At 71.6% G+C, this 25,603-nt stretch carries 21 protein-coding genes and 1 tRNA gene; 9 read left to right on the top strand and 13 right to left on the bottom strand.

The features are described from left to right. The first annotated feature begins 28 nt into the window (after nucleotides 1-28). Genes KME79_RS30155 through KME79_RS30145 form a run of 3 tightly spaced genes read left to right on the top strand, consistent with a single transcriptional unit; the run spans nucleotide 29 to nucleotide 3,073 of the window. Nucleotides 29-436: a DUF3224 domain-containing protein gene (locus tag KME79_RS30155; protein WP_219547858.1), complete on the top strand. Its 408-nt coding sequence runs from the start codon at nucleotides 29-31 to the stop codon at nucleotides 434-436. A 33-nt stretch (nucleotides 437-469) separates the two neighbouring features. Then, a complete protein-coding gene (locus KME79_RS30150; protein WP_219547856.1) occupies nucleotides 470-2,008 on the top strand; it encodes an acyl-CoA carboxylase subunit beta in 1,539 nt (512 codons plus the stop codon). A 9-nt stretch (nucleotides 2,009-2,017) separates the two neighbouring features. After that, nucleotides 2,018-3,073: a type III polyketide synthase gene (locus KME79_RS30145; RefSeq protein WP_219547854.1), complete on the top strand. Its 1,056-nt coding sequence runs from the start codon at nucleotides 2,018-2,020 to the stop codon at nucleotides 3,071-3,073. Here the strand turns inward: KME79_RS30145 and KME79_RS30140 are convergent, their stop codons facing one another. Further along, complete coding sequence (locus tag KME79_RS30140) at nucleotides 3,074-4,864, bottom strand: asparagine synthetase B family protein (RefSeq protein WP_219547852.1); 1,791 nt, start codon at nucleotides 4,862-4,864, stop codon at nucleotides 3,074-3,076. It abuts the gene before it with no gap. A gap of 122 nt (nucleotides 4,865-4,986) precedes the next feature. Between KME79_RS30140 and KME79_RS30135 the strand changes: the two genes are divergently transcribed. The 3 genes from KME79_RS30135 (at nucleotide 4,987) to KME79_RS30125 (ending at nucleotide 7,430) form a co-directional block, all read left to right on the top strand. Next, a complete protein-coding gene (locus KME79_RS30135; RefSeq protein WP_219547850.1) occupies nucleotides 4,987-6,414 on the top strand; it encodes a vWA domain-containing protein in 1,428 nt (475 codons plus the stop codon). Between the two features lie 40 nt (nucleotides 6,415-6,454). Next, on the top strand, nucleotides 6,455-7,303 hold the full coding sequence (locus KME79_RS30130) for an alpha/beta fold hydrolase (protein WP_219547848.1): 849 nt from the start codon (nucleotides 6,455-6,457) through the stop codon (nucleotides 7,301-7,303). Between the two features lie 54 nt (nucleotides 7,304-7,357). Continuing rightward, a tRNA-Ala gene (locus KME79_RS30125) sits at nucleotides 7,358-7,430 on the top strand. A gap of 14 nt (nucleotides 7,431-7,444) precedes the next feature. On the opposite strand, the gene KME79_RS30120 is transcribed toward KME79_RS30125, so the two are convergent. Next, nucleotides 7,445-9,067, bottom strand: a complete 1,623-nt coding sequence (locus KME79_RS30120) for an ABC-F family ATP-binding cassette domain-containing protein (RefSeq protein WP_219547846.1) — start codon at nucleotides 9,065-9,067, stop codon at nucleotides 7,445-7,447. 79 nt (nucleotides 9,068-9,146) lie between these two features. On the opposite strand from KME79_RS30120, the gene KME79_RS30115 reads away from it, so the two are divergent. Continuing rightward, a complete protein-coding gene (locus KME79_RS30115) occupies nucleotides 9,147-9,863 on the top strand; it encodes a TetR/AcrR family transcriptional regulator (RefSeq protein ID WP_219547838.1) in 717 nt (238 codons plus the stop codon). Nucleotides 9,864-9,893: 30 nt separating this feature from the next. Further along, nucleotides 9,894-10,871, top strand: coding sequence for a threonine ammonia-lyase (locus tag KME79_RS30110; protein WP_219547836.1), 978 nt, complete (start codon nucleotides 9,894-9,896; stop codon nucleotides 10,869-10,871). Here KME79_RS30110 and KME79_RS30105 read toward each other — a convergent pair. Continuing rightward, complete coding sequence (locus KME79_RS30105) at nucleotides 10,832-11,491, bottom strand: TetR/AcrR family transcriptional regulator (RefSeq protein ID WP_219547834.1); 660 nt, start codon at nucleotides 11,489-11,491, stop codon at nucleotides 10,832-10,834. The genes KME79_RS30110 and KME79_RS30105 overlap by 40 nt on opposite strands. An 80-nt stretch (nucleotides 11,492-11,571) precedes the next feature. Between KME79_RS30105 and KME79_RS30100 the strand changes: the two genes are divergently transcribed. Next, the gene (locus KME79_RS30100) at nucleotides 11,572-12,948 is read left to right on the top strand and encodes a DHA2 family efflux MFS transporter permease subunit (protein WP_246640664.1); all 1,377 of its coding nucleotides are present in this window, start codon (nucleotides 11,572-11,574) and stop codon (nucleotides 12,946-12,948) included. A 42-nt stretch (nucleotides 12,949-12,990) separates the two neighbouring features. Here KME79_RS30100 and araA read toward each other — a convergent pair whose 3' ends face one another. From araA to KME79_RS30050, 10 genes are all read right to left on the bottom strand, one after another. After that, nucleotides 12,991-14,445, bottom strand: coding sequence for an L-arabinose isomerase (araA, locus tag KME79_RS30095; protein WP_219547831.1), 1,455 nt, complete (start codon nucleotides 14,443-14,445; stop codon nucleotides 12,991-12,993). After that, nucleotides 14,442-15,089, bottom strand: a complete 648-nt coding sequence (locus tag KME79_RS30090; protein ID WP_148030078.1) for an L-ribulose-5-phosphate 4-epimerase — start codon at nucleotides 15,087-15,089, stop codon at nucleotides 14,442-14,444. Before KME79_RS30090 ends, araA begins: the two co-directional genes overlap by 4 nt. Continuing rightward, nucleotides 15,086-16,759 carry a ribulokinase gene (gene araB / locus KME79_RS30085; RefSeq protein WP_372452494.1) on the bottom strand — a complete coding sequence of 558 codons (1,674 nt, stop codon included), beginning with the start codon at nucleotides 16,757-16,759 and terminating at the stop codon, nucleotides 15,086-15,088. The genes KME79_RS30090 and araB overlap by 4 nt, the downstream gene beginning before the upstream one ends. 51 nt (nucleotides 16,760-16,810) lie before the next feature. Next, nucleotides 16,811-17,803: a LacI family DNA-binding transcriptional regulator gene (locus KME79_RS30080; protein WP_148034375.1), complete on the bottom strand. Its 993-nt coding sequence runs from the start codon at nucleotides 17,801-17,803 to the stop codon at nucleotides 16,811-16,813. Between the two features lie 85 nt (nucleotides 17,804-17,888). Next, nucleotides 17,889-19,151: a multiple monosaccharide ABC transporter permease gene (gene mmsB, locus KME79_RS30075; protein WP_219547829.1), complete on the bottom strand. Its 1,263-nt coding sequence runs from the start codon at nucleotides 19,149-19,151 to the stop codon at nucleotides 17,889-17,891. Nucleotides 19,152-19,157: 6 nt separating this feature from the next. Then, nucleotides 19,158-20,699 (bottom strand): multiple monosaccharide ABC transporter ATP-binding protein, encoded by a 1,542-nt coding sequence (gene mmsA, locus KME79_RS30070; protein ID WP_219547827.1) that lies wholly within the window; start codon nucleotides 20,697-20,699, stop codon nucleotides 19,158-19,160. Nucleotides 20,700-20,758: 59 nt separating this feature from the next. Then, on the bottom strand, nucleotides 20,759-21,877 hold the full coding sequence (chvE, locus tag KME79_RS30065) for a multiple monosaccharide ABC transporter substrate-binding protein (RefSeq protein ID WP_246640663.1): 1,119 nt from the start codon (nucleotides 21,875-21,877) through the stop codon (nucleotides 20,759-20,761). Nucleotides 21,878-22,074: 197 nt separating this feature from the next. Further along, nucleotides 22,075-23,061 carry a galactofuranose ABC transporter, permease protein YjfF gene (gene yjfF / locus KME79_RS30060; RefSeq protein ID WP_219547825.1) on the bottom strand — a complete coding sequence of 329 codons (987 nt, stop codon included), beginning with the start codon at nucleotides 23,059-23,061 and terminating at the stop codon, nucleotides 22,075-22,077. Continuing rightward, the gene (locus tag KME79_RS30055) at nucleotides 23,058-24,071 is read right to left on the bottom strand and encodes an ABC transporter permease (protein ID WP_219547823.1); all 1,014 of its coding nucleotides are present in this window, start codon (nucleotides 24,069-24,071) and stop codon (nucleotides 23,058-23,060) included. Before KME79_RS30055 ends, yjfF begins: the two co-directional genes overlap by 4 nt. Continuing rightward, nucleotides 24,071-25,576, bottom strand: a complete 1,506-nt coding sequence (locus tag KME79_RS30050) for a sugar ABC transporter ATP-binding protein (RefSeq protein WP_148030072.1) — start codon at nucleotides 25,574-25,576, stop codon at nucleotides 24,071-24,073. Before KME79_RS30050 ends, KME79_RS30055 begins: the two co-directional genes overlap by 1 nt. Nucleotides 25,577-25,603 lie beyond the last annotated feature (27 nt).

Genomic DNA, 25,603 nt, shown 5'->3' with positions numbered 1-25,603 from the left:
TGGCAGGTAAGCGCGGCACGATGGAAGCATGATTGTCAAAGGGCCCTTCGAGACCTCCGACTGGCACGCCGAGCAGCCGTTCGAGCAGCACGACGACGTCTCACTCGGCCGCGTCACGATGAGCAAGACCTTCCACGGCGGCCTCACCGCCACCAGCACCGTCCACCTGACGGTGGTGACGACCCCGGTGGAGGAGTCGAAGGCGTACGTGGCCGTGGAGCGCATCGCGGGCACGCTCAACGGCCGGGCGGGCAGCTTCGTCGTGCAGCACAACGCCGCAAGCGACCGGGGCACGCAGTCGTTGCGGATCTCGGTCGTGCCCGACTCCGCCACCGGCGAGCTGCGCGGCCTGCGCGGCGAGATGGACATCGAGATCACCGAGGACGGCGCGCACTCCTACGTGTTCGACTACACCTTGGAGGGTCCCGCCCACTAACCTACCGACCAGCCGGTACGGATGGAGGGCGTCGTGTGGGACCCGGAGCTCGCCGAGCTGAAGCACCGCAAGGACCTGGCCGCGCGCATGGGCGGCGAGGAGCGCGTCGCCCGTCAGCACGCCACCGGCCGGCTGACCGTCCGGGAGCGGCTGGCCGCGCTCACCGACTCCTGGCAGGAGGTGGGCGCGCTGGCCGGGCGCGCCGAGTACGCGGAAGGCCGGCTGGAGAGCTTCACCCCGTCGAACGTGATCATCGGCCGGGCGGAGGTCGACGGTCACCGCGTCGTGGTGTCCGCCGACGACTTCACCGTGCGCGGCGGCGCGGCGGACGCCGCCATCCACGAGAAGCAGATCCTGGCCGAGCGGATGGCGGGCGAGATGCGGGTGCCGCTCGTCCGGCTGATCGACGGCACGGGCGGCGGCGGCAGCGTCAAGCAGCTGGAGGAGTACGGCCGCACCTACGTCCCGTACAACCCGGGCTGGGACCAGGTGGTCGCCAACCTGGGGCGGGTCCCGGTGGTCGCGCTCGCCCTCGGCCCGGTGGCCGGGCTGGGCGCCGCCCGGCTGGTCACCTCCCACGTCTCGATCATGGTCAAGGAGCTGTCCCAGGTGTTCGTGGCCGGCCCTGCCGTGGTCGAGGCCGGGATGGGCGAGAGCCTGGACAAGGAGGAGCTGGGCGGCTGGCGCACCGTGGCCGCCGCCGGCACCGTCGACCTGGTGGCCGGCTCCGAGCAGGAGGCGTTCGCGCTGACCCGGCGGGTGCTCGGCTACCTGCCGCGCAGCGCCTGGCGGCTCCCGCCGGTCGCCGGCTGCGCCGACGACCCCGGCCGCGTCTCGCCCGAGCTGCGCGCCGCCGTCCCGCGTGACCGGCGCAAGCCGTACGACATGCGCGCGATCATGGACACCGTGTTCGACGAGGGGAGCGTGCTGGAGCTCGGCCGCCGCCACGCGCGCTCCACGATCACCGCGCTGGCCCGGCTGGCGGGGCGGCCGGTGGCGGTGCTCGCGAGCGACCCGCGCTTCTACGGCGGCGGGATGACCGCCCAGGGCGCGGACAAGACGACCCGGTTCCTGGACTTCGCCGAGACCTTCCACCTGCCGGTCGTGCACCTGGTCGACCAGCCGGGGTTCGTGATCGGGGGCGCCGCCGAGCGGGCCGCGACCATCAGGCACGGCGCCCGCGCGCTCGCCGCCGTCTACCAGTCGACGGTGCCGTGGGCGTCGGTGCTGGTGCGGCGGGTGTTCGGGGTGGCGGGGGCCGCGCACCGGCCGCACCACCGTTACGGCCTGCGCGTCGCCTGGCCGTCGGGTGACTGGGGGTCGCTGCCGATCGAGGGCGGGCTGGAGGTGGCGTTCAAGCGGCTGCTGGCGGAGGCCGGGCCGGACGCGGAGGCCATGAAGGCGGAGATCGCGGCGCGGCTGGAGGCGGTCAGGTCGCCGTTCCGCACCGCCGAGGCGTTCCTGGTCGAGGACATCGTGGACCCCGCGGAGACGCGTCCCGTGCTCACCGCGTGGGCGCGCGACGCGTACGAGGTGCTGGAGCCGGGACCGCGGGCCACCACGAGGCCATGACCAGGCGAAATGTTAGCCAGCGGCTCTCAGCGGCAGAAACCAGGCATGCACATCTGGGGGGTACGGACCGTCCTGCCGGACCACCGGTACGAGCAGGAGGAGATCACCGAGGCGTTCGCCCGGCTCACGGCGGCCGACGAGGGGCTGCTCAAGCGCTTCCACACCGCTACTGGCGTGACCGGCCGCAACCTGGCGCTGCCGCTGGACGACTACGCCAAGCTGCAGTCGTTCGGCCGGGCCAACGACGCCTACGTGGAGATCGCGCTCGACCTGGGTGAGCGGGCGATCGCCGGCGCGCTGGACAAGGCCGGGCTGCCGCCGGGGAAGGTCGACCACCTGGTGTTCTGCTCCACCACCGGGCTCGCCGCGCCGTCGCTCGACGCCCGGCTCGCCCAGCGCGCGGGGCTGCGCGAGGACGTCAAGCGGGTGCCGGTCTTCGGGCTGGGCTGCGCCGCCGGGGCGGCCGGGCTGTCGCGGCTGCACGACTACCTGCGCGGCTGGCCGGACCAGGTGGCGCTGCTCGTCTGCGTGGAGCTGTGCTCGCTCACCGTGCAGCGTGACGACACCTCGGTCGCGAACCTGATCGCCAGCGGCCTGTTCGGCGACGGCGCCGCGGCCGTCGTGGCCGCCGGGCACGGCGACGGACGCGAGGTGGTGGCCACCCGGAGCAAGCTGTACCCCGGCACCGAGCACCTGATGGGCTGGGAGGTCGGCGAGCACGGCTTCCGCATCGTGCTCGACGCCGGGCTGCCCGAGTTCGTGGACCAGGTGCTGGCCGGGGACGTCGTGGCCTTCCTCGCCGACAACGGCCTCACCCCCGGCCAGGTCGGCACCTGGATCTGCCACCCCGGCGGCCCCAAGGTGATCGAAAGGCTGGCCGGGGCGCTGGAGCTGTCACCGGAGGCGCTGGAGGTCACCTGGCGGTCGCTGCGCGAGCACGGCAACCTGTCGTCGGTGTCGGTGCTGCACGTGCTGCAGGAGACGCGCGGGCGCAAGGACCAGCCGGCCGTGCTGCTGGCGCTCGGGCCGGGCTTCTCCGCCGAACTGCTCCTGCTGCACTGGTGATCAGGACGGCTTCGACACCGGGATCCGCTCCAGCCCCTCCGGCCGCTTGCCCGGGTAGACGCCGGTCAGCAGCGCGCTCACCGTGTACAGGTGCCAGGCCAGGGCCGGCTTCTTGACCACCGGGTCGGCGAACAGGGCGCGCACCTCGTCCGGCCGCACGATCGGCGCCAGCGCGTCCAGACTGCCCAGCACCTGCTGCCGCAGCACGTCCGTCAGCACCGGGCCGGGGCTGGTCCGCCAGCTCCAGCCTCCGCCCGTGCGGAGCGTCGGCATGTGCGCCGGGGGCCGGGGCGCCGGCCGCCACCAGTGCGACGGCCGGCTCTCCAGCGCCGCGGCGAACCGCCACGGCTTACCCTCGATCGGCACGTCACGCAGCTGGGGCGCGAACCGCAGGATCAGCGCGTAGATCACCTCTTCGGACAGCCGCCAGGCCTGATCCAGCCCGAGCGCGGCCCGTACCACGCGGTTGTCCAGGAACGGCCGGACCGGGTCGCCGCGGCGCAGCGACCCCGCGCGGGCGCTGGCCTGCCAGCGGCCCACCTTGTACCAGACGTAGATGTGGTCCAGCGCCTCCAGCCGGTCCTTCCTGGCCAGCCACGGCCGGGCCAGCTCGCGGGCGTGCTCGTTCGCCTCGTCGGTGAACAGCTTGTCGTCCTTGCCGAACGTGGTGGTGATGCGGCGCGTCAGCGCCTTGTCGCTCAGGTCGTTCTGCAGCAGGTTCAGGCTGCCCGCCCGGAGCGTCTCGCCGCTCTGCCCGGACATGGTCGGCTTGCCGGAGTAGGGCAGGTAGCCGACGATCGACTCGTACGCGGACGTCATGCCCTCGCAGGTGCGCAGCGTCTCCCAGACCCGGTCCAGCGGGTGCTCCACCAGCACCGCGTCCTGCCCGGCCGTCTGCGGCGGCGCGATCACCGTGTGCTCGACGCCGAGCCGGCCGGCGATCTGCCGGGCCAGGATCACGTCCGGGTGCGCGTCGAGCCCGTTCGTGGTCACCCGGAACGGCACCTTCGCCGCGTACAGCAGCGCCCCGAGGATGCGGGTGTCGCGCCCGCCGGTCAGCGCCAGGTTCACCGGCTCGCCCAGGCCGCGCAGCGGGGCGACGGTGGCCAGCAGCGCCTCGGCCAGCTCGCCGATCGCCTTCCGCTTGCCGCGCTCCGACGTGGGCGCGGGCGCCGACGCCGGCAGCGGCGTCTCGGTGATGACCCGCCGCCCGTCCCGCACGTCCAGCCGCGTGCTCGGGCGCAGCGCCGTCACCCCCCGGTACGGGGTCTCGTCCGACAGGAAGAACCCCTGGCGGACCATCGTCTGCAGGGCGAGCACGTCGTGCTCCACCCGGTCGCCCTGCTGGGCCGCCAGGTGCACGAGCAGGGCCCGGCTGCCGACGACGTGCACCTCGGGCGTCTCGGCGTAGAACACCGGGCAGACCCGGTTGATCGCGGTCGCCGCGGACAGCACGCCGTCGCCCGCCACCCAGGCGGAGAAACAGCCGCCGATCCCCTCGCCCAGCGGATCGCCGATCAGCCGGCCGGCGTCGTCCGGGTCGGCCAGATGACCGTTCAGCCCGAGCACCCGCCCGCCCGACTCCGTCAGCAGCGGCGGCCGCCGCGAGTCGTCCGGCTCGTTCGTCCACCCGAACAGGGACACGCCGCGGCCGTGCCATTCGCTGCCGCGGATCACCTCCGGCGGGACCGGGAAGGCCGTCTCGGCGACGGAACGGATCTTCTCCAGGACCCTGGCCGGAACCTCACGGCCCTTGGCGGCCAGACCCACATAGATACGCACGGCACCCATGCCTACAGGAAACGACCACTTCGTGACAATCGATCACGTAAGAGTCGCGGTTTGCGCTCGCTTGCGTCACCGGCCCGGCCGGCCGCTCTCCAGGCCCGTCATAGGGCGTGGAGGTGACGCACATGAAGAAACGTTCGCTGGCGGCGATCGGACTCGCGGCGCTGCTGACACTCACCGCGTGCGGCGGCCCGGCCGGGGACGCGCCCGCCGCCCAGGAGAACCCGGCGCCCATGCGCCCGGAGCTGTCGGAGACCACCAGCGCCAGGATCTCCACGTTCGCGCTGGACGTCGACACCGCCTCGTACTCCTACGCGCGCCGCACCCTGCGGGAGGGGCGCCGGCCGGAACCCGGCCAGATCCGGCCCGAGGAGTTCGTCAACTCCTTCCGCCAGGACTACGCCGAACCGCCCGACAACGGCTTCACCGTGCACACCGACGGCGCCCGGCTCCCCGGCCGCGACCGGGCCGTGCTCCGGGTCGGCCTGCAGACGCGCGGCTCCACCACCCAGGCCCGCAGGCCGGCCAACCTCACCTTCGTCATCGACGTCTCCGGCTCCATGGCCGAGCCCGGCCGGCTCGACCTCGTCCAGCAGGCCCTGCGCACGCTGCTCGACCAGCTCACCCCCGGCGACCAGGTCGCCGTCGTGGCCTTCAGCGACACGGCCCAGCTGCTCGCCGCCATGACGCCGCTCGCCGCCAGGGCCGACCTGCACGCCGCCGTCGACCGGCTCACCGTGCAGGGCGGCACCAATCTCGAGTCCGGGCTCGTCCTCGGGTACGAGGAAGCCTCGCGCGCCTTCCGGCCCGCCGCCACGAACCGGGTCATCCTGCTCTCCGACGGCCTCGCCAACCAGGGCAGCACCGCCTGGCAGGGCATCCTCGACCGGGTCGGGGAGAGCGCCGCCGAGGAGATCACGCTGCTCACCGTCGGCGTCGGCCGCGAGTACGGCGACGAGCTGATGGAACAGCTGGCCGACAACGGCGACGGCGCCGCCATCTACGTGTCGAGCCCCGAGGAGGCCGAGAGGGCGTTCGTCTCCCGGCTGCCCGCCACCCTCGAACTGCGCGCCCGCGACGCCAAGGCCCAGGTCGCGTTCAACCCGGACGTGGTCGAGGAGCACCACCTCGTCGGCTACGAGAACCGGGCGCTGAAGGCGGAGGAGTTCCGCGACGACAGCGCCGACGGCGGCGAGGTCGGGCCCGGCCACTCCGTCACCGCCCTGTACGCGCTCAAGCTCAGGCCCGGCGCCGAAGGCCACCTCGCCACCGCCACCGTGCGCTGGCAGGACCCCGACACCCGCCGGCCCGCCGAGGCCGCCGACTCCGTCGATGTGGGCGCCCTCGCCGGCGAGCTGTGGTCCGGCGCGCCGCTGCGGCTCCAGGTGGACGTGGTCGCCGCGGCCTTCGCCCTGCAGATGCGCGACGGCGAGGCGTTCGGCATGGACCTGCCCGCGCTCGGCGAGCACGCCGCCCGCCTGGCGCGGTCCTCCGAGGACCCGATGGTCACCGAGCTGGCCGGGCTCATCGGCAAGGCGGGCGAGGTGCTATAACCGATTGCGAGGATTGTGGCCGTCTGGGCATCTTGAGAGGGTGAGCGTGAAAGTCGAACCACCCGCCAGGCTCGGGCAGACGACCCTCCCCGACGGCCGCAGGCTCGGCTGGGCCGAGTGGGGGCCGCACGACGGCCGGCCCGTGCTCTTCTGCCCCGGCGCGGGCACCAGCCGGACACTCGGCTTCGGCGCGGGGACGGTCGACCGGCTCGGCATCCGGCTCGTCTCGCTCGACCGTCCCGGGCTCGGCGCCTCCGACCCCAGCCCGGGCCGCACCCTCGCGGACTGGCCCCGCGACGTGCGCGCCTCCGGGCTCGACGGCATCCCGGTCGTCGGGTTCTCCCAGGGCGCGCCGTTCGCGCTGGCCTGCGCCGCGGCCGGCGTCGCCTCCCGGGTCACGATCGTGTCCGGCTCCGACGAGGTGGCCGCGCCCGAGTTCCGCGACGGGCTGCCGCCCGAGCTGCGCGGCCTCGTCGACTCGGTGACGGGCGACCCCGTGGCCGCCGAGGAGTTCTTCTCCCGGTTCACCCCCGACGCGCTGTGGGACATGATCGTGCCCGGCAGCCCTCCCGAGGACCGGGCCGTGTACGAGGACCCGGCCTTCGAACGGGCCTACCGCAGGGCCATGGCGGAGGCGTTCCAGCAAGGGCCCGGCGGCTACGCCCGCGACACGCTGCTTGCCATGGGACGGTGGCCGTTCGACCTCGGGCGCGTCACCGTACCGGCCGAGCTCTGGTACGGCGAGCTGGACCACGGGCACTCGCCCGACCAGGGGGCGACGCTGGCCGGGCGCATCCCCGGGGCGCGGCGGCACCTCGTCGCGGGGGTGGGCGGGGCGCTGCTGTGGACGCACGCCGAGGTGATCCTCGGCGGCCTGGCCGGTGAATAAAGCGGTACGAGAGAGGTCTTAGGGTCCGATACACTGGGGCACGCAGCGATGCGAGGGGCTATGGCGCAGTTGGTAGCGCGCTTCCATGGCATGGAAGAGGTCTGGGGTTCGAATCCCCATAGCTCCACCTCACACAGGTAGTCATTTCCGGGCCTGCCGCTCGTGCCAGACCGGCTCGGCGCTCTCGTGCACGGTCCCGTCAGCGCCGAAGATCAGGAAACGGTCGAGATCGGCGGCGAACCAGCGGTCGTGGGTGACGGCCAGCACGGTGCCGGAGAAGGATTCGAGACCCTGCTGCAGGGCTTCCGCGCTGGCCAGGTCGAGGTTGTCGGTGGGCTCGTCCAGCAACAGCAGGGTGGCGCCGGACAGCTCCAGCAGCAGGATCTGCAGCCGGGCCTGCTGGCCGCCCGAGAGGGTCTCGAACGACTGGCCGGCGGCGGGCGCGAGCTCGTAGCGCGCCAGAGCGGCCATCGCCTCGTTCAGCGTGCACGCGTGACCGGTCGTGACCAGCTCGACCGGGGTGCGGCCGTGCAGGTCCGGCCGGGCGTGGGTCTGCACGAACCGCCCCGGGACCACCCGCGCCCCCAGCCGCGCCGAGCCGCTGTGCCGCACCGCGGGCGCCGCGCCGTCGGCGGCCTGCTCCAGCAGCTCCAGGAACGTGGATTTGCCCGAGCCGTTGGAGCCGAGGATCCCGACCCGCTCGCCGTACCAGATCTCGGTGTCGAACGGCCGCATCAGGCCGACGAGCTCCAGGTTCTCGCAGATGACGGCGCGCTTGCCGGTGCGGCCGCCGCGCAGGCGGATCCGCACGTTCTGCGCCCTGGGCGGGCGCTGGGGCGGGCCGGCCTCCTCGAAGCGGCTCAGCCGGGTGCGCGCGGCGCGGTAGGCCGAGGCCAGCGCGTCGTTGTTGGCCGCGGTCTGCCGCAGGGTGTGCACCATCCGCCTGAGCTTGGCGTGCTCCTCGTCCCAGCGGCGGCGCCGCTCTTCCAGCCGGCTGATGCGCTGCTCACGCGCGTCGGCATAGGCGGCGAACCCCCCGCCGTGGACCCAGACACCGCGATCCTCCACGGTCACGATCCGGTCGGCCGCCTCGGCCAGAAGCCGGCGGTCGTGGGACACGAGCAACACGGTCTTGTCCGTGGCCCGCAACCGGTCTTCGAGCCACTGCTTGGCGGGCACGTCCAGATAGTTGTCCGGCTCGTCCAGCAGCAGGACCTCGTCCGGGCCGCGGAGCAGGGCCTCCAGGGCGAGGCGTTTCTGCTCGCCGCCCGACAGGGTGGTCACCGGGCGGTCCCTGACCGCGTCGCAGGGCAGGCCCATGGCCTCGGTGGTGCAGACGTCCCAGACGACCTCCATGTCGTAGCCGCCGACGTCGGCGTAGTCGGCGACGGCCTGCGCGTAGGCCAGCTGCGACGCCTCGTCGTCGCGGGCGGCGATCGCCTCCTCCGCCCGCGCCAGGGCCTCGGCGGCGTCGCGGACCCGCTCCGGCGCCACCGACAGCAGCAGGTCGCGCACGCTGCGGTCGTCGCGGATGTCGCCGATGAACTGCCCCATCACCCCCAGCCCTCCTGAGGAGACCACCCGGCCGTCGGCCGGTCGCAGATCCCCGGCGATCAGCTTCAGCAGGGTGGTCTTGCCCGCGCCGTTCGGTCCCACCAGGGCGGCCTTGACGCCGTCCCCGACGCGGAAGGACACCTCGTGCAGGAGCAGCCGCCCGTCCGGCAGCACGTAGGTCAGCCCGTCCACCTCGACGTGTCCTGCCACGGTCCCTCCTTCACCGGATCACTGTTCCGGTCACTGGATCAATGATCCGGTGACCGATCGCCATACTAGACTCACGTACGTGGACATCAGCAAGGCAGATTCGGGAGCCCGCCGATCAGGGACCGCGGGGGACGTGTGGCTGCGCCCGTCCGCGCGGAAGGGACGCGACGCCCCGCCGCTCAGCCGGGACCGGATCGTCGAGGAGGCCGTGACGCTCCTGGACGCCGAAGGCGCCGATCGGCTGACCATGCGCCGCCTGGCCGAACGGCTCGGCACCGGCTCGACCACGCTCTACTGGCACGTGAAGACCAAGGACGACGTCCTCGACCTCGCCCTCGACATGATCTTCGCCGAGGTCCTGATCCCGGCGGAAAGCCGGGGGTGGCGCGCCGACATCACCGCGCTGATCGACGGATGGCGCGCGGTCCTGCTGCGGCATCCCTGGTCGGCGGCGCTGCTGAGCCGTCCGATGCTGGGGCCCAACGTGCTGGCCCGCAGTGAGTTCCTGTACGCGACCCTCCTGAGGGCCGGTGCCGTCGAACCCCACCTCACGGCCGCCGCGTACGGGCTGTCCAACTACGTCATCGGCTCCGGGCTGATGCAGGCCACCTGGCCCACCGGCGCGGGGCAGGAGGCGCGGCAGGCGGCTCAGGAGCACCTGCGCGCCCACCGGGAGAGCTACCCGGCCCTCGCCGCCCACGGCCCGCACGTCGCGGAAGCCGACTGGGACACCGGCTTCGCCCTCGGCCTGACCTGGCTTCTCGACGGCATCCAGGCCGGGATCGCCGGGAAGTGATCCTCTCCGGCGGCGCTACGCTGCTGTGCCATGCCTGAGACGCGCCTCGACACCGCCCGGATCCGGGCGGCCCGCGAGATGATCGACCCGATCTTCCTCGACACTCCGCTCTACCGCTGCGAGGCGCTGGAGCCCGGCCTCGGGTGCGCGGTGAGCGTCAAGCTCGAAACGGCGAACCCTGTCCGGAGCTTCAAGGCCCGCGGCACCGAACTCGTGACGAGCGCGCTCGCCGCGAGCGGCTCGCGAGCCGTGGTGTGCGCCAGCGCGGGCAACCTCGGCCAGGCCCTCGCCTGGTCCGGTCGCGGCCGGGGGTTGGACGTCACCGTCGTGGCGTCCCGCTTCGCGCCCGCCGCCAAGCTTGATCGGATCCGCGCGCTGGACGCCAGGCTGGAGCTGGTGGACGGTGACTTCGACCTGGCTCGTGAGCGGGCGGCGGACATCGCGCGGTACGAGGGCGTCCGGCTGGTCGAAGACAGCCTGGACATCGAGACCTGCGAGGGCGCGGCGACCATCGGCCTGGAGCTGGCCGGCGCCGCGCCGTCGTTCGACGCCGTGCTGATCGCCCTCGGCGGCGGGGCGCTGGCCACCGGCGTGGGCCACGTGGTGAAGGCGCTGGCGCCCGGCGTCGAGGTGATCTGCGTCCAGCCCGCGGGCGCCCCGGCGATGACTCTCTCCTGGCGTCAGCGGCGCGTCGTCACCACCGAGACGACCGACACCATCGCCGACGGCGTCGCCGGCCGGCTGCCGATCGCGGCCGTCCTGGACGACCTCCTCCAGGTCGCCGACGACGCCGTCCTCGTCCAGGAGACGTCGATCATCGCCGGCATGCGGCTGCTCCTCGACCATGCCGGCCTCGTCGTCGAACCGTCGGCCGCGCTCGGCATCGCAGCGATCCTCGAAGACCGTGACCGCTTCGCCGGCCGGCACGTGGCCACCATCGTGTGCGGCGGCAACGTCGACCCGGACGCCTACCGCCGCTGGATCGGCCCGGCCGCCCGCGAGTCCTGACTCGGCGGGCCGGGGGCGAAGGCGCGGAGGAAAGTGTCCACGGCCGCGTCGGTGATCCGGATGAGGTCGTCGTCCGAGGGGGTTTCCAGGGGCCAGTGCAGGTCGGCGGGGCCGGTGAGGAGGGCGAGGAGCTGCTCGGCCGCCGTCGAGGGGTCGGCCGGGCGCAGGCGGCCTGCGAGGGTCAGGCGGGCGAGGCGGTCGGCGAGGGCTTCGGTGACGCGGTGGCCGGAGGGGCCTCGTACGAGGGAGAGCAGGTCGGGGAAGCGGGCCAGCTCGGCGTGGAGGAGGCGGCGGACGGCGCGGGAGCGGTCGTCGCAGTGGCAGCGGAGCAGGTCGAGCGCCACCTCCCGGAGGACCGGGCGGAGGTCGTCGCCGGGGTCGGTGAGGCGGTCCAGGGTGGCCAGGTGGCGGGCGACGGCGGTGCCGGCGGCGGCCGTCATCGCCTCGCGGAACAGGGTGGCCTTGTCGGTGAGGTGGTTGTAGACGGTGGGCTTGGCGACCCCGGCCTCGTCGGCGATCTCCTGGACGCAGGCCTGGTCGTAGCCGCGACGGGCGAAGACGGTGATCGCGGCGTCGAGGATGGCCTGCCGCTTGTCGATGCGGCCACGGGTGGTGGGCATGACGTCATTCTAGGTGCGTACTGAACTCAGGGGTTCAGTGTTACTGACTAGGCTGTTAGATTGAACCGATGAGTTCAAATTTGTCGCGATTGGTCGCGGTCGTCCTGCTGGGCGGGATGCTCGGCATTCTCAACAGCACGATGGTCGCCGTCGGGATCGACACGCTGGCCGCCGCGTTCGGCACGTCGCTCAGCGCGGTCGGCTGGGTGTCGACCGGGTTCCTGCTGGCCGTGACCGCCGCCATCCCGGTCACCTCGTGGGCCGTCGAGCGGTTCGGCGCGCGGCGGCTGTGGCTGTTCGGGCTGCTGGTGTTCCTCGCCGGGTCGCTCGGCGCGGGGCTGGCCTGGGACACCGGCGCTCTCATCGCCTTCCGTGCGGTCCAGGGGCTGGGCGCGGGAGTGCTCGACCCGCTGGTGCTCGTGCTGCTCGCCCGCGCGGCGGGACCGCGGCGGGCAGGGCAGGTGATGGGGCTGATGGGCGTGGTGCTGTCGCTGGGTCCGGTGCTCGGGCCGCTGGCCGGCGGCGCGCTGCTGCAGGCGTTCTCCTGGCAGTGGATGTTCCTGCTGAACGTGCCGGTCGGGATGGTGGCCTACCTGCTGGCGCTACGGGTGATCCCGGCCGACGACCCGCCGGCGGGGCGGCGTACCCGGCTGGACGTGACCGGCGTGGTGCTGCTCGCGCCCGGGTTCGCGGCGCTCGTGCTCGCGCTGTCGCAGGCCGCCGAGCAGGCCGCGTTCGGGGTGTGGCAGGTGCTCGTCCCGCTCACGGCAGGCACGGCCCTGCTGGCGGGGTACGGCCTCCACGCGCGCCGTGGACAGCCGCTGATCGACCCGCGGCTGTTCGCCCGGCGCTCCTTCAGCGCCGCCGTGGTGGTCATGGGGCTGGTCGGGCTGGCCACGTTCGCCACCCTGTTCGCGCTGCCGCTGTTCTTCCGGCAGGTGCACGGGGTGGGCGCGCTGGCCGCCGGGCTGCTGGTGGCGCCGGTCGGCGCGGGCGCCGCGGTGGCGATGCCGCTGGCCGGGCGGCTGTCGGACCGGCTCGGCGCGCGCGGCCTGGCGCTGGGCGGCGCGGCGGTGGCGGCGCTCAGCGGGCTGGCCTTCACCCGGGTCGGTCCCGAGACCGGGTGGGCGTGGCCGGTGCTCGCGGGCTGCGCCATGGGGCTCGGGCTGGGCTTCGTCGGCGCTCCGACGATGGGCTCGCTCTACCGGCTGCTGCCCGCGCCGCTGATCCCGCAGGGCAGCGCCGTGCTGTACATGCTGAACCAGCTCGGCGCGGCGCTGGGCATCGCGGTGGTCACGCTCATCGTGCAGACGGCGGGCGATCCGCGAAGCGGGCTGCGCGGCGTCTTCTGGTTCGCCCTCACGATGGTCGTCGTGATCCTGGCGGCGGCCCCCCTGCTCCCCGGCCGCCCGGCCCCCGAGGCACGGGCGGCCCCGGAGCGGACGGGATCAGCCTGACGCGGCCACCGCCCCGGGAAGCGGTGGCCGCAATAAAAGACGTCAGAACCCCTGGGCCAGGCGGTAGTACGCCTGGTTCCAGCGGATCTCCTTGGCGAACTGGCGCGGGGTGGTGCCGGCGTCGATGACGAGGAGTTCGACGCCGAGCATCTCGGACAGGTCCGTCAGCTCCTCGACCCCGACGGCCGTGGACAGCACCGTGTGGTGCGGGGCGCCGGCGGTGAGCCAGGCCTCGGCCGAGGTGCGCAGGTTCGGGCGGGGCTGCCAGACCGCGCGGGCGACCGGCAGCGCGGGCAGCGGCTGCGGCGGCGCGACCAGGTCGATCTCGTTGGCCACCAGCCGGAACCGGTCCCCCATGTCCGCCAGGCCGACCACGACGCCCGGCCCGGGCGTGGCGTCGAACACGAGCCGGACCGGGTCCTCCCGGCCGCCGATGCCCAGCGGGTGGATCTCGCACGACGGGGTGCCGGAGGCGATCGTGGGGCAGACCTCCAGCATGTGGGCGCCGAGGATGAGCTCCTCGCCCGGCGTCAGGTGGTAGGTGTAGTCCTCCATGAACGAGGTGCCGCCGGGCGCCATCGCCTTGAGGGTGCGCAGCAGCACGGACGTCTTCCAGTCGCCCTCGCCGCCGAAGCCGTAGCCGTCGGCCATGAGCCGCTGCACCGCCAGGCCGGGTAGCTGGCGCAGCCCGCCGAGGTCCTCGAAGTTGGTGGTGAACGCCTTGAAGCCGCCGCTCTCCAGGAAGTGGCGCAGGCCCAGCTCGATCCTGGCCGCGTAGCGCAGCGACTCGCGCCGTTCGCCGAGCAGCTCGGGCGCCACCCGGTAGAGCTCCTCGTACTCCTTGATCAGCTTGTCGACGTCGGCGTCGGCGGCCGCGTCGACGGCCTCGACCAGGTCGTTCACCCCGTAGGTGTTGACCGAGACGCCGAAGCGCAGCTGGGCCTCGACCTTGTCGCCCTCGGTGACGGCCACGTCGCGCATGTTGTCGCCGAACCTGGCCAGCTTGAGCGTGCGCAGCTCGGCCAGGCCGGAGGCGGCGCGCACCCAGGACAGCACGCGCTCGGCCACGGCCGGGTCGCTGACGTGCCCGGCCACGGTCTTGCGGGCCACCCCGAGCCGGGTCTGGGCGTACCCGAACTCGCGGTCGCCGTGCGCGGCCTGGTTGAGGTTCATGAAGTCCATGTCGATGCTCGCCCACGGCAGCTCCACGTTGGCCTGCGTGTGCAGGTGGAGCAGCGGCTTGCGGAGCGCGTCCAGGCCGGCGATCCACATCTTCGCCGGGGAGAACGTGTGCATCCACGCGATCACGCCGGCGCAGGTGTCGTCAGCGTTCGCCTCCAGCATCACGCGCCGGATGGCGGCCGCGTCGGTCAGGACCGGCTTCCACTGCACGGGCACCGGCAGCGCCTCGGCGATGCGCCGCGACTGCTCGGCCACCTGCCGCAGCGTGTCTTCCCCGTACAGCCCCTGGCTGCCGGTCAGAAACCAGATGTTCAACGTGGACTCCTCTGTCCGTAGACGTTCTGGTAGCGGTCGTACAGGCGGTCGATGTGCTCCGGCTTGATCGGCAGAGGCTCGCCGAGCTGCCTGGCGACGTGGACGGTGCGGGCGACGTCCTCGCACATCACGGCCGCCTTCACCGCCGCCTTGGGGTCCTTGCCGATGGTGAAGACGCCGTGGTTCCGCATGAGCACCGCGGGCGAGCGGTGGCCGTCGAGCGTGGCCACGATGCCCTGGCCGATGGAGTCGTCGCCGATCAGCGCGAACGGTCCCACCGGGATGTCGCCGCCGAACTCGTCGGCCATCGCGGTCAGGACGCACGGGATCGGCTCGCCCCTGGCCGCCCACGCCGAGGCGTAGGTGGAGTGGGTGTGCACGACGCCGCCGACGTGCGGCATGTGGCGGTAGACGTACGCGTGCGCGGCGGTGTCGCTGGACGGCGCGTGGTCGCCCTCGACGAGGTTGCCGTCGAGGTCGCAGACGACCATGCTCTCCGGGGTCAGCTCGTCGTAGGAGACGCCGGAGGGCTTGATGACGAACAGGTCCTCGCCGGGGACGCGGCCGGAGACGTTCCCGGCGGTCCAGGCGACGAGGCCGTAGCGGACCAGTTCCGCGTGCAGGGAGGCGACCGTGGTCCTCATGAGGCGGCCTCGTTCCTGATGGCGCGCAGGGTGTGCAGCATGCGTCCGTCTCCGAAGTGGTCGTGCAGGTTGCGGTATTCGGCGTACAGCCGGTCGTAGGCGTCGGCCCTGGTCGGGTCGGGCAGGTACGCGGCCTCGGTGCGCTTGCCCATGGCGGCGGCGGCCTTCTCGATGTCGGCGTAGACCCCGGCCGCGACGGCGGCGTGGATGGCCGAGCCGAGAGCCGGGCCCTGGTCGGAGCCGATGGCCGACAGCGGGCGGCGCAGCACGTCGGCGTAGACCTGCATGAGGAAGCGGTTCTTCAGCAGGCCGCCGGCCACGACGAACTCCTCGACCGGGACTCCGGCCTGCTCGAAGGTCTCCACGATCATGCGGGCGCCGAACGCGGTGGACTCGATGAGCGCCCGGTAGACGTCCTCGGGCCGGGTGGCGAGGGTCTGGCCGACGATGACGCCGGACAGGTTGTGGTCCACGAGCACGGAGCGGTTGCCGCCGAACCAGTCGAGCGCGACCAGGCCGTGCTGTCCGACGGCCTGCTTCTCGGCCAGCGAGGTCAGGTACTCGTGCGCGTTCATGCCCTGGGCCGCCGCCGCCTCCGCGTACCCGGCGGGGACGTGGGCGTCGGCGAACCAGGCGAAGATGTCGCCCACGGCCGACTGGCCGGCCTCGTACCCCCACAGGCCGGGCACGATGCCGTCGCGTACGACGCCGCACATGCCGGGCACCTCGGCGAGCCGGTCGCTGGGCATGATGTGGCAGGTGGAGGTGCCCATGATGGCGACCATCTGGCCGGGCCTGACGGCGTCGGCGGCGGCCGCGGTGACGTGCGCGTCGACGTTGCCCACGGCGACGGCGATGCCCTCGGGCAGGCCGGTCCAGGCGGCCGCCTCGGCGGACAGGGGGCCGGCGAGGCCGCCGAGCGGGGCGAGCGTGACGCCGCCGGTCTTCTCGCCGACCTGTCCGGTGGCGAGCTTGGCGGCGAAGCCGGAGAAGCCGGGGTTCAGCTCGGCGAGGAACTCTTCGGACGGGTAGCCGTCATCCTGAAAAATCCCCTTGTATCCGGCGGTGCAGATGTTGCGGCTCTCCACCCCGGTGAGCTGCCAGATGATCCAGTCGGCGGCCTCGATCCACCGGTCGGCCGCGGCGTACGTCTCCGGGTCCTCCTCCAGGACCTGCAGCGCCTTGGCGAACTCCCACTCGGAGGAGATCTTGCCGCCGTACCGGGGCAGCCAGCTCTCCCCGCGCCGGGCCGCCAGCTCGTTGATCCGGTCGGCGTGCGCCTGGGCGGCGTGGTGCTTCCACAGCTTGGGCCAGGCGTGCGGCCGTTCGGGGGTGTGGAAGCAGAGGGGGGTGCCGTCGGCGGTGGCGGGCAGCACGGTGCAAGCGGTGAAGTCGGTGCCGATGCCGATCACGTCGTCGGCCTGGACGCCCGCCGCGGCGAGGGCGCCGGGCACGGCCACGCGGAGCACGTCGATCCAGTCCTGCGGCGACTGCAGCGCCCAGTCGGGGCCGAGCCGCACGCCGGAGCCGGGCAGCTCCCGCTCGATGACGCCGTGCGCGTACTCGTGGACGGCGCTGCCGAGCTCAGCGCCGTCGGACACGCGGACGACGACGGCACGCCCGGACAGCGTGCCGAAGTCCACTCCGACCACGAACTTGTTAGCGTTCACACTGATCTCCAGGGGATTCGTACGGGGCCTTGCGATATAACACGGCATATATCACGGCACCCGCGCGGCGGCAGCCGTGCTGGACCTGACGACGAAACCGGGCGGCACGACGAGGCGCTCACACGTGCCCGCCCCCGCGTCGAGCTGCCGGAGCAGCACCTCGATGCAGTGCCTGCCCACCTGGTCGAAGTCCTGCCTGACCGTGGTGAGCGGGGGCGAGAAGAACGCCGACTCGGGGATGTCGTCGAAGCCCACGACGCTGATCTGGTCGGGTACCTTCACTCCTTCCTCGGAGAGCGCGCGCAGCACGCCCAGCGCCATCTGGTCGTTGGCCGCGAAGACGGCGGTGACGCCGTCCATCGCGGCCAGGCTCCGGCCGGCCGCGTAGCCGGCGTGCGGGCTCCAGTCGCCGGGCAGCGGCTCGGGCACCGGCCGGCCCGCCTCCTCCAGCGCGGCCCGCCAGCCCTCCAGCCGCCCCTCGGTCTCCAGCCAGTCGGGCGGGCCGGTGACGTGGTGGACGGTCCGGTGACCCAGCTCCAGCAGGTGCCGGGTGGCGAGCCTGGCGCCCTCGGCCTGGTCGATGCAGACCACCGAGACGTCGCCGCGCAGGGTGCCCTCGACCGCCACCGCCGGGGTGCCCGACGGCAGGCTCTCCAGCGCCGGGCCCGCCGAGCGCCGCGGCGCCACCACCACGACCCCGTCCACGCCCTGCTCGGACAGGTAGTCGATGGCGTCGCGGACGCTGTCGACGTCGAGCGTCTTCAGGCTCACGATGCTCACGAAGTAGCCGGCCGTCCTGGCCGCCTGCTCGATGCCGTAGATCGTGCTGGCCGGTCCGTAGAGCGTGGTGTCGAAGCTGACCACGCCGAGCATCCGCGACCGCTTGGTGACCAGGGCGCGGGCGGCCAGGTTGCGGCGGTAGCCGAGCCTGGTGATCGCCTCCTCCACCCGGGCCCTGGTGTCGGGCCGGACGTTGGGATGGTCGTTGAGCACCCGGGAGACCGTCTGGTGCGACACGCCGGCCTCCCTGGCCACGTCGGCCATCACCGGAGGGCGGCGCTTGGATGGCGCTACCACGGTCTCTCCTTTCCAGCGGTACGGACGAGCGGGCGGACGAGCGGGCGGACGATCAGGCGGCGGCGCCCGCGCGGCGCTTGGTCCACACGTCGAAGGCGACGGCGGCCAGCAGCACGAGCCCCTTGACGAGCATGACCCGCTCACTCGGCGAGCCGATCAGGGACATGCCGTTGTTGATCACGGCCATGATGAGACCGCCGGTGATGGCCCCGACCACCTTGCCGACGCCGCCCTGGACGGCCGCGCCGCCGATGAAGGCCGCGGCGATCGCGTCGAGCTCGAACATGTTGCCCGCGGTGGGTCCCGCCTGGTTGAGCCGGCCGGCGAAGATGACGCCGGCGATGGCCGCCAGCACGCCCATGTTGACGAAGATCCAGAAGACGACCTTCTTGACCTTGACGCCGGACATGACCGCGGCCTGCAGGTTGCCGCCGATCGCGTAGATCTGCCGGCCGAACACGGTCTTGTTGGCCAGCAGCGAGTAGCCCAGCACCAGCACCGCGAGCAGCACCAGCACCCAGGGCAGGTTCTTGAACCGGGCGAGCTGCACGACCAGGAACAGGATGAGCGCGGCCCCCGCGGCCATCTTGACCACGAACACCGCGAACGGCTCCACGGCCTGCCCGTAACCCGCCCTCGCCGTCCGGGTGCGCCACTGCGAGACGACCATGCCCGCGATGGCGACCAGCGCGACCAGCAGGCTGAACAGGTCGGCGCCGCCCAGCGGGCCGAGCCCGACGTTGCCGAGATAGCCGCTGGTGAACCCGTTGGCCAGGGTGCGGACCTGGTCGGGGAACGGGCCGATGCCCTGGTTGCCGAGCACGGTCAGGGTGAGCGCGCGGAACAGCAGCATGCCCGCCAGCGTCACGATGAACGCCGGGATGCCGAAGTAGGCCACCCAGTAGCCCTGCCAGGCCCCGATGAGGGCGCCCGCCGCGACCGTGATCAGCAGGGCCAGCGGCCAAGGCACGCCCATGTTGACCATGAGCACGGCCGAGATCGCGCCGGTGACCGCCACCACCGAGCCGACCGACAGGTCGATGTGCCCGGCGATGATGACCAGGATCATCCCGATGGCGAGGATCAGGATGTAGGAGTTCTGGACGATGATGTTCGAGATGTTCTGCGGCGTGAGGAGCGCGCCGTCGGTGAGGACCGAGAACAGCGCGACGATCAGCGCGAACGCGATGTAGATGCCGCTCGACCGCAGGTTGAGCGAGAGTCCGCCCAGAGAGACGCGGCCGGGCCGCTTCGGCTCTTCCGGTTCGCCGCCCGTGGCGCCGGCCGCCACGGCGGCGGGCGTGGTGCTGCTCATCTGGACCTACTCCTGTCCCGTGGTCGTTGCTTGGGTCATCAGTTGCATGAGGCGTTCCTGCGTGGCTTCCCCCCGGGGCAGCTCACCGGTGATGCGCCCCTCGGAGAGCGCGTAGACGCGGTCGCACAGGCCCAGCAGCTCCGGCAGCTCCGAGGAGATCACCAGCACCGCCTTGCCCTCGTCGGCCAGCCGGTTGATGATCGTGTAGATCTCGTACTTGGCGCCGACGTCGATGCCCCGGGTGGGCTCGTCGAGGATGAGCACGTCGGGCTCGGTGAGGATCCACTTGGAGAGCACGACCTTCTGCTGGTTGCCGCCGCTCAGCTTGCCGACGACGCTCGACACGCTGGGCGCCTTGATGTTCATGCTCTTGTGGAAGCGCTCGGCGACCGCGTACTCCTCGTGCTCGTTCACCCAGCCGCGCCGCGACAGCCCGCTCAGGCCGGCGGCGGAGACGTTGCGCTTGATGTCCTCGATGAGGTTGAGCCCGTACCGCTTGCGGTCCTCGGTGGCGTAGGCCAGGCCGTGCCTGATCGCGTCCTGCACGGTGCGGATCTCGACCGGCCGGCCGTTCTTGAAGATCTTGCCGGAGATGTTGATCCCGTACGTGCGGCCGAAGACGCTCATCGCCAGCTCGGTGCGCCCGGCGCCCATGAGGCCGGCCAGTCCGACGATCTCCCCGCGGCGCAGGGTGAGCGAGGCGCCGTCGACGACCTTGCGGCCGGGCTGGCTGGGGCTGTGGACGGTCCAGTCCTCGATGCGCAGCGCCTCCTCGCCGATCTTCGGCTCGTGCGGGGGGAAGCGGTTGTCGAGGGCGCGGCCGACCATCCCGGAGATGATCCGGTCCTCGGTCACCTCGTCGGCGGCCATGTCGAGCGTCTCGATGGTGCGGCCGTCGCGGATGATCGTGACGGAGTCGGCGATCGCGGTGACCTCGTTCAGCTTGTGGGAGATGATCACGCAGGTGATGCCCTCGTCGCGCAGCCCGCGCAGCAGGTCGAGCAGGTGCGCGGAGTCGTCGTCGTTGAGCGCCGCGGTGGGCTCGTCGAGGATGAGCAGCTTCACCTCCTTCGACAGCGCCTTGGCGATCTCCACGAGCTGCTGCTTGCCGACGCCGATGTCGGAGACGACGGTGGTCGGGTTCTCCCGCAGGCCCACCCGCTTCATCAGCAGGCCGGCCTCATAGTTGGTGCGGTTCCAGTCGATGACGCCGCGCTTGGCGCGCTCGTTGCCGAGGAAGACGTTCTCGGCGATCGACAGCTGCGGGCTGAGCGCCAGCTCCTGGTGGATGATGACGATGCCGGCGTGCTCGCTGTCGCGGATGCCGCCGAACGCGCACCGCTCCCCGTCGAAGTGGATGTCTCCCTCGTACGTGCCGTGCGGGTAGACGCCGGACAGCACCTTCATCAGCGTCGACTTGCCGGCGCCGTTCTCGCCGCAGATGGCGTGGATCTCGCCGCGCCGCACGGACAGGTTGACGTCCTGGAGCGCCTTGACGCCGGGAAACGTCTTGGTGATCCCGGTCATCCGCAGAATGTGATCGGTCATGGTCGAAGCCCCTCGGTCAGGGGCTCCAGGGGACGGGCCGTCCCCCGGAGCACCGGCGCCTACTTGAGCTGGTCCTCGGTGTAGTAGTCGCCGCCGATGATGATCTCTTCGTAGTTGGTCTTGTCGACGATCACCGGGTCGAGCAGGTACGAGGGAACGACCTTGTTGCCGTTGTCGTAGTCCTTCTCGTTGTTCACCTCGGGCTTCTGGCCCTTGAGCACGGCGTCGGCCATCTTGACCGTGGTCTCGGCGAGCTTGCGGGTGTCCTTGAAGATCGTCGAGTACTGCTCGTCGGCGATGATCGACTTGACCGAGGCGAGCTCGGCGTCCTGGCCGGTCACGACCGGGTAGGGCTGGCCGCTGGTGCCGTAGCCGCTGCTCTTGAGCGCCGACAGGATGCCGATGGACAGTCCGTCGTACGGGGAGAGCACGCCGTCGACCTTGGTGTCGCCGGTGTAGGTCTTGGTGAGGATGTCCTCCATGCGCCGCTGCGCGGTGGCCGGGTCCCAGCGGAGGATCGCGGCGGTCTTGAAGTCCGTCTGGCCGCTCTTCACCACGAGCGTGCCGTCGTCGATCTTCGGCTGGAGGATCGACATGGCGCCGTTCCAGAAGAACGTGGCGTTGTTGTCGTCGGGCGAGCCGCCGAACAGCTCGACGTTGAACGGGCCCTTCTCGCCCTTGTCCACGCCGAGGCCCTGGAGCAGGGAGGTGGCCTGCTGGACGCCGACCTTGAAGTTGTCGAAGGTGGCGTAGTAGTCGACGTTCGGGCTGTTACGGATCAGCCGGTCGTAGGCGATGACCGGGATGCTGTTGTCCGCCGCCTGCTGGAGCTGGGAGGTGAGCGCCGTGCCGTCGATCGAGGCCACGATCAGGAGCTTGGCGCCCTTGGTGATCTGGTTCTCGATCTGGTTCGCCTGGGTGGGGATGTCGTTCTCGGCGTACTGCAGGTCGACCTGGTAGCCGAGCGCCTCAAGCTGCTTCTTGACGTTGTCGCCGTCGTGGATCCACCGCTCCGACGACTTGGTCGGCATGGTGACGCCGACCAGCGCGCCGGCGTTGCCGTCGGCCGCGCCGGAGGACGCCTCGGCGTCGACGGTCTTCTGGCTGGAGCCGCAGGCCGTCATGGTGGCGGCGAGCGCGATCGCGGTGACCACGCCCCCGATCCGTCCCAACCTCATCGTGTGTGTCTCCTCGCTTGAAAGATCACGGCAGCGCGAGTAGCCAAGGCTGCCTATGAACGAAACGGTTCACCACAAGGGGGGATGAACCAGAACAAAACTCGCATCCGTTGACCAGGATTGTTATCGCTAACAACCATGGTGTCAACATCTGAGCGTAACCTCCTGGTAACGTTCACATGCACGCTCCTCGCAGGTCAGGACCGTGTTCTGGCCGAGAACAACCGCTGCAGCAGGATGAAGGCGAACAGCAGCATGCCGATGACGATCTTGGTCCACCAGGAGCTCAGCGTGCCCTCGAAGCTGAGGACGGTCTGGATGAGGCCGAGCACCAGCACACCCAGCACGGTGCCCAGAAGGAAACCGGTTCCGCCCGTGAGCAGGGTGCCGCCGATGACCACCGCCGCGATCGCGTCCAGTTCCATGCCGACCGCGTGCAGCCCGTACCCGGAGAGCATGTAGAACGACAGCACCACGCCGCCGAGCGCCGAGCAGAAGCCGGAGATCGTGTAGACCGCCACCTTCGTACGGCCCACGGGCAGGCCCATGAGCAGCGCCGACTGCTCGCTGCCGCCGGTGGCGTAGACCGCCCGGCCCAGCCGCGTGTAGTGCAGCACGTACGCGGCCACCAGCACCACCACCGCCGCGATGATCACACTCGGCGAGATCCACATGTCGGCGATTAGGTCGATCCTGGTCTGCGCGAACGCGGTGAACGTGGGGTCGGTGATCGGGATGGACTCGGTGCCGATCGTGTAGCAGAGCCCTCTGGCCAGGAACATCCCGGCCAGCGTGACGATGAACGGCTGGATGTCGAAGGCGTGGATCAGGTAGCCCATCACCAGTCCCAGGGCCGAGCCGACGAGCAGCACCAGCGGCACCACCACGTACGGCGGCCAGCCCGGCCCGGTCATCAGGCTCGCCGCGATCATCGTCGACAGCGCCACCACCGAGCCCACCGACAGGTCGATGCCGCCGGTGAGGATCACGAACGTCATCCCGACCGCCACGATCAGCAGGAAGGCGTTGTCGATGAAGACGTTCAGCACGATCTGCCCGGTGGCGAACCCCTCGTAGCGGATGCCGCCCGCCACGAACATGGCGACGAACAGGCAGGCCGTCACCAGCACCGGCACGTACTTGGCGGGGATCGTCCTGCCCCCGCCGAGGCTGAGCGTCGTCATGTGCTCACCCGTACTTTCTCCTCGGTCACGGGGCGGGGTGGAGCGGCCCGGCCGCGCCGGTGGAACACCTTGTCGCGGAAGGCCTGCGACTGGATCAGGCAGACCGCGGTCACCACGAGCGCCTTGAACAGCAGCGTGGTCTCCGGCGGCACGCCGATGGAGTAGATCGTGGTGGTCAGCGTCTGGATGATCAGCGCGCCGATCACCGTGCCGCCGAGCGAGAACCGGCCGCCGGCCAGCGACGTGCCGCCGATCACCACGGCCAGGATGGCGTCCAGCTCGATCCACAGGCCGGCGTTGTTGCCGTCGGCGCTGGACACGTTCGAGCTGATCATGAGGCCGGCCACGCCAGCGCACAGGGCGGCGAACGCGTACACCATGACGATGATCCCGCGCGCCCTGATGCCGGCCAGCCTGCTCGCCTCCGCGTTGCCGCCGACCGACTCGATGAGCATGCCGAGGGCCAGCCGCCGGGTGAGGAACACGGTGATCGCCAGCACGGCGATCACGATGAGGATCCCGAACGGCACCGTCAGCAGGTAGCCGCCGCCGATGAGCTTGAAGGCGGGGTCGTTGACGGTGATGATCTGCCCGTCGGTGATGAGCTGGGCCAGGCCGCGCCCGGCCACCATGAGGATCAGGGTGGCGATGATCGGCTGGATGCCGACCGCCGCGACCAGGAACCCGTTCCAGGCGCCGAGCAGCGTGCACAGGCCGAGTGCCAGCGCCACGGCCGCGAACAGGCCCTGGTCCTGGCTGATCTGCAGGCAGGCGAGCGCCCCCGAGATGGCCACGATCGAGCCGACCGACAGGTCGATGCCGCCGGTCGCGATGACCAGCGTCATGCCCAGCGACACCAGGATCAGCGGCGCGCCGAACCGCAGGATGTCGATGAGGCTCCCGTACAGGTGGCCCTCGCGGAGCTGGATGGAGAAGAAGCCCGGCGTGAAGATCAGGTTGACCAGTAACAGCGCGGCCAGGACCAGGATCGGCCAGAGCAGACGGCGCATCAGGTCCTGCCTCCGCTCGCGATGGTCTCCATGATCACGTCCTTGGTCAGCTCGTCGTCGTTGGGCAGCTCGGCGATCATCCGGCGGTCGCGCAGCACCGCGACCTTGTGGCTGAGCCTGAGCACCTCCTCCAGCTCGGCGGAGATGAACAGCACCGCCACGCCGCCGCCGGACAGCTCGGCGACCAGCCGCTGGATCTCCGTCTTGGCGCCCACGTCGATGCCGCGGGTGGGCTCGTCGAGGATGAGCAGCCGCGGCTCCAGGATCAGCCAGCGGGCCAGCAGCACCTTCTGCTGGTTGCCGCCGCTGAGATTGCGCACCGGGATCTCCGGGTTGGGCGGGCTGATCCGCAGCGCCTTGACGTACTTGTCCACCAGCTCGTCCTGCTGCTCGCGGGGCACCGGCCTGGTCCAGCCGCGGGTGGCCTGGAGGGCGAGGACGATGTTCTCGCGGACGGTGAGGTCCTCGATGAGGCCGTCGCGCTTGCGGTTCTCCGAGCAGAAGGCGATCTTGTGGCCCATCGCGGCCCTGGGCGTGCGCAGTGTGACCGGCTCGCCGCCGATCGAGAGCTGCCCGGCGGCGTGGTCGGCGCCGAACAGCAGCCGGGCCACCTCGGTGCGGCCGGAGCCGAGCAGCCCGGCGAGCCCGACCACCTGGCCCTCGTGGATGGTCAGCGTGAACGGCTCGATCGCGCCCGGCCGGCCCAGATCGCGGGCCTCGACCAGCGGCGTGGCGAAGCTCCTCGCCTCGCCGTGCAGCTTGTCGAGCGCCTCCAGCTCCTGGCCGATCATCTTGGCGACCAGCTCGACCTGGCTGAGCTCGCGGGTGAGGTACTCCCCCACCAGCCGCCCGTTGCGCAGGATCGTCATCCGGTCGGAGATCTCGTACACCTGGTCCAGGAAGTGCGTGACGAACAGGATGGCGATGCCCTCGTCCTTGAGCCTGCGCATCACCTGGAAGAGCTGGCCCACCTCGTCGGCGTCGAGGCTGGAGGTGGGCTCGTCCAGGATGAGCACGCGGGCCTCGACGTCGAGCGCGCGGGCGATGGCCACCATCTGCTGGATGGCCAGCGAGTACGACGACAGCGGCGCCGAGACGTCCAGGTCCAGGTCCATCCGCGCCAGCAACTCCCGGGCGCGGGCCCGCATCCGCTGCCAGTCGATGCGCCCGAAGCGGCGCGGCTCGCGGCCGATGAGGATGTTCTCGGCCACCGACAGGTTCGTGCAGAGGTTGACCTCCTGGTAGACGGTGCTGATCCCGGCCTGCCTGGCCTCCAGCGGGCTGCCGAAGGCGACGGGTTTCCCGGCCAGCTCGACGGCGCCCTCGTCGGCGGTGTGCACGCCGGTCAGCACCTTGATCAGGGTGGACTTGCCCGCGCCGTTCTCGCCCATGAGCGCGTGCACCTCGCCGGGCAGCAGCCGCAGGTCCACGCGGTCGAGGGCGCGCACGCCCGGGAACTCTTTGCCGATCCCGCTCATCCGCAGGATCGGCGCGGGTGCGTCCATCCGGCGCCCCCTCCCTTCCCGACCGGG

Origin of the sequence: Nonomuraea harbinensis (genome assembly GCF_019396385.1) — a bacterium.
GTDB lineage: Bacteria > Actinomycetota > Actinomycetes > Streptosporangiales > Streptosporangiaceae > Nonomuraea > Nonomuraea ferruginea.
The sequence above is the reverse complement of the archived record's forward strand: the minus strand, read 5'-3'. Positions and strand labels throughout refer to the sequence as shown.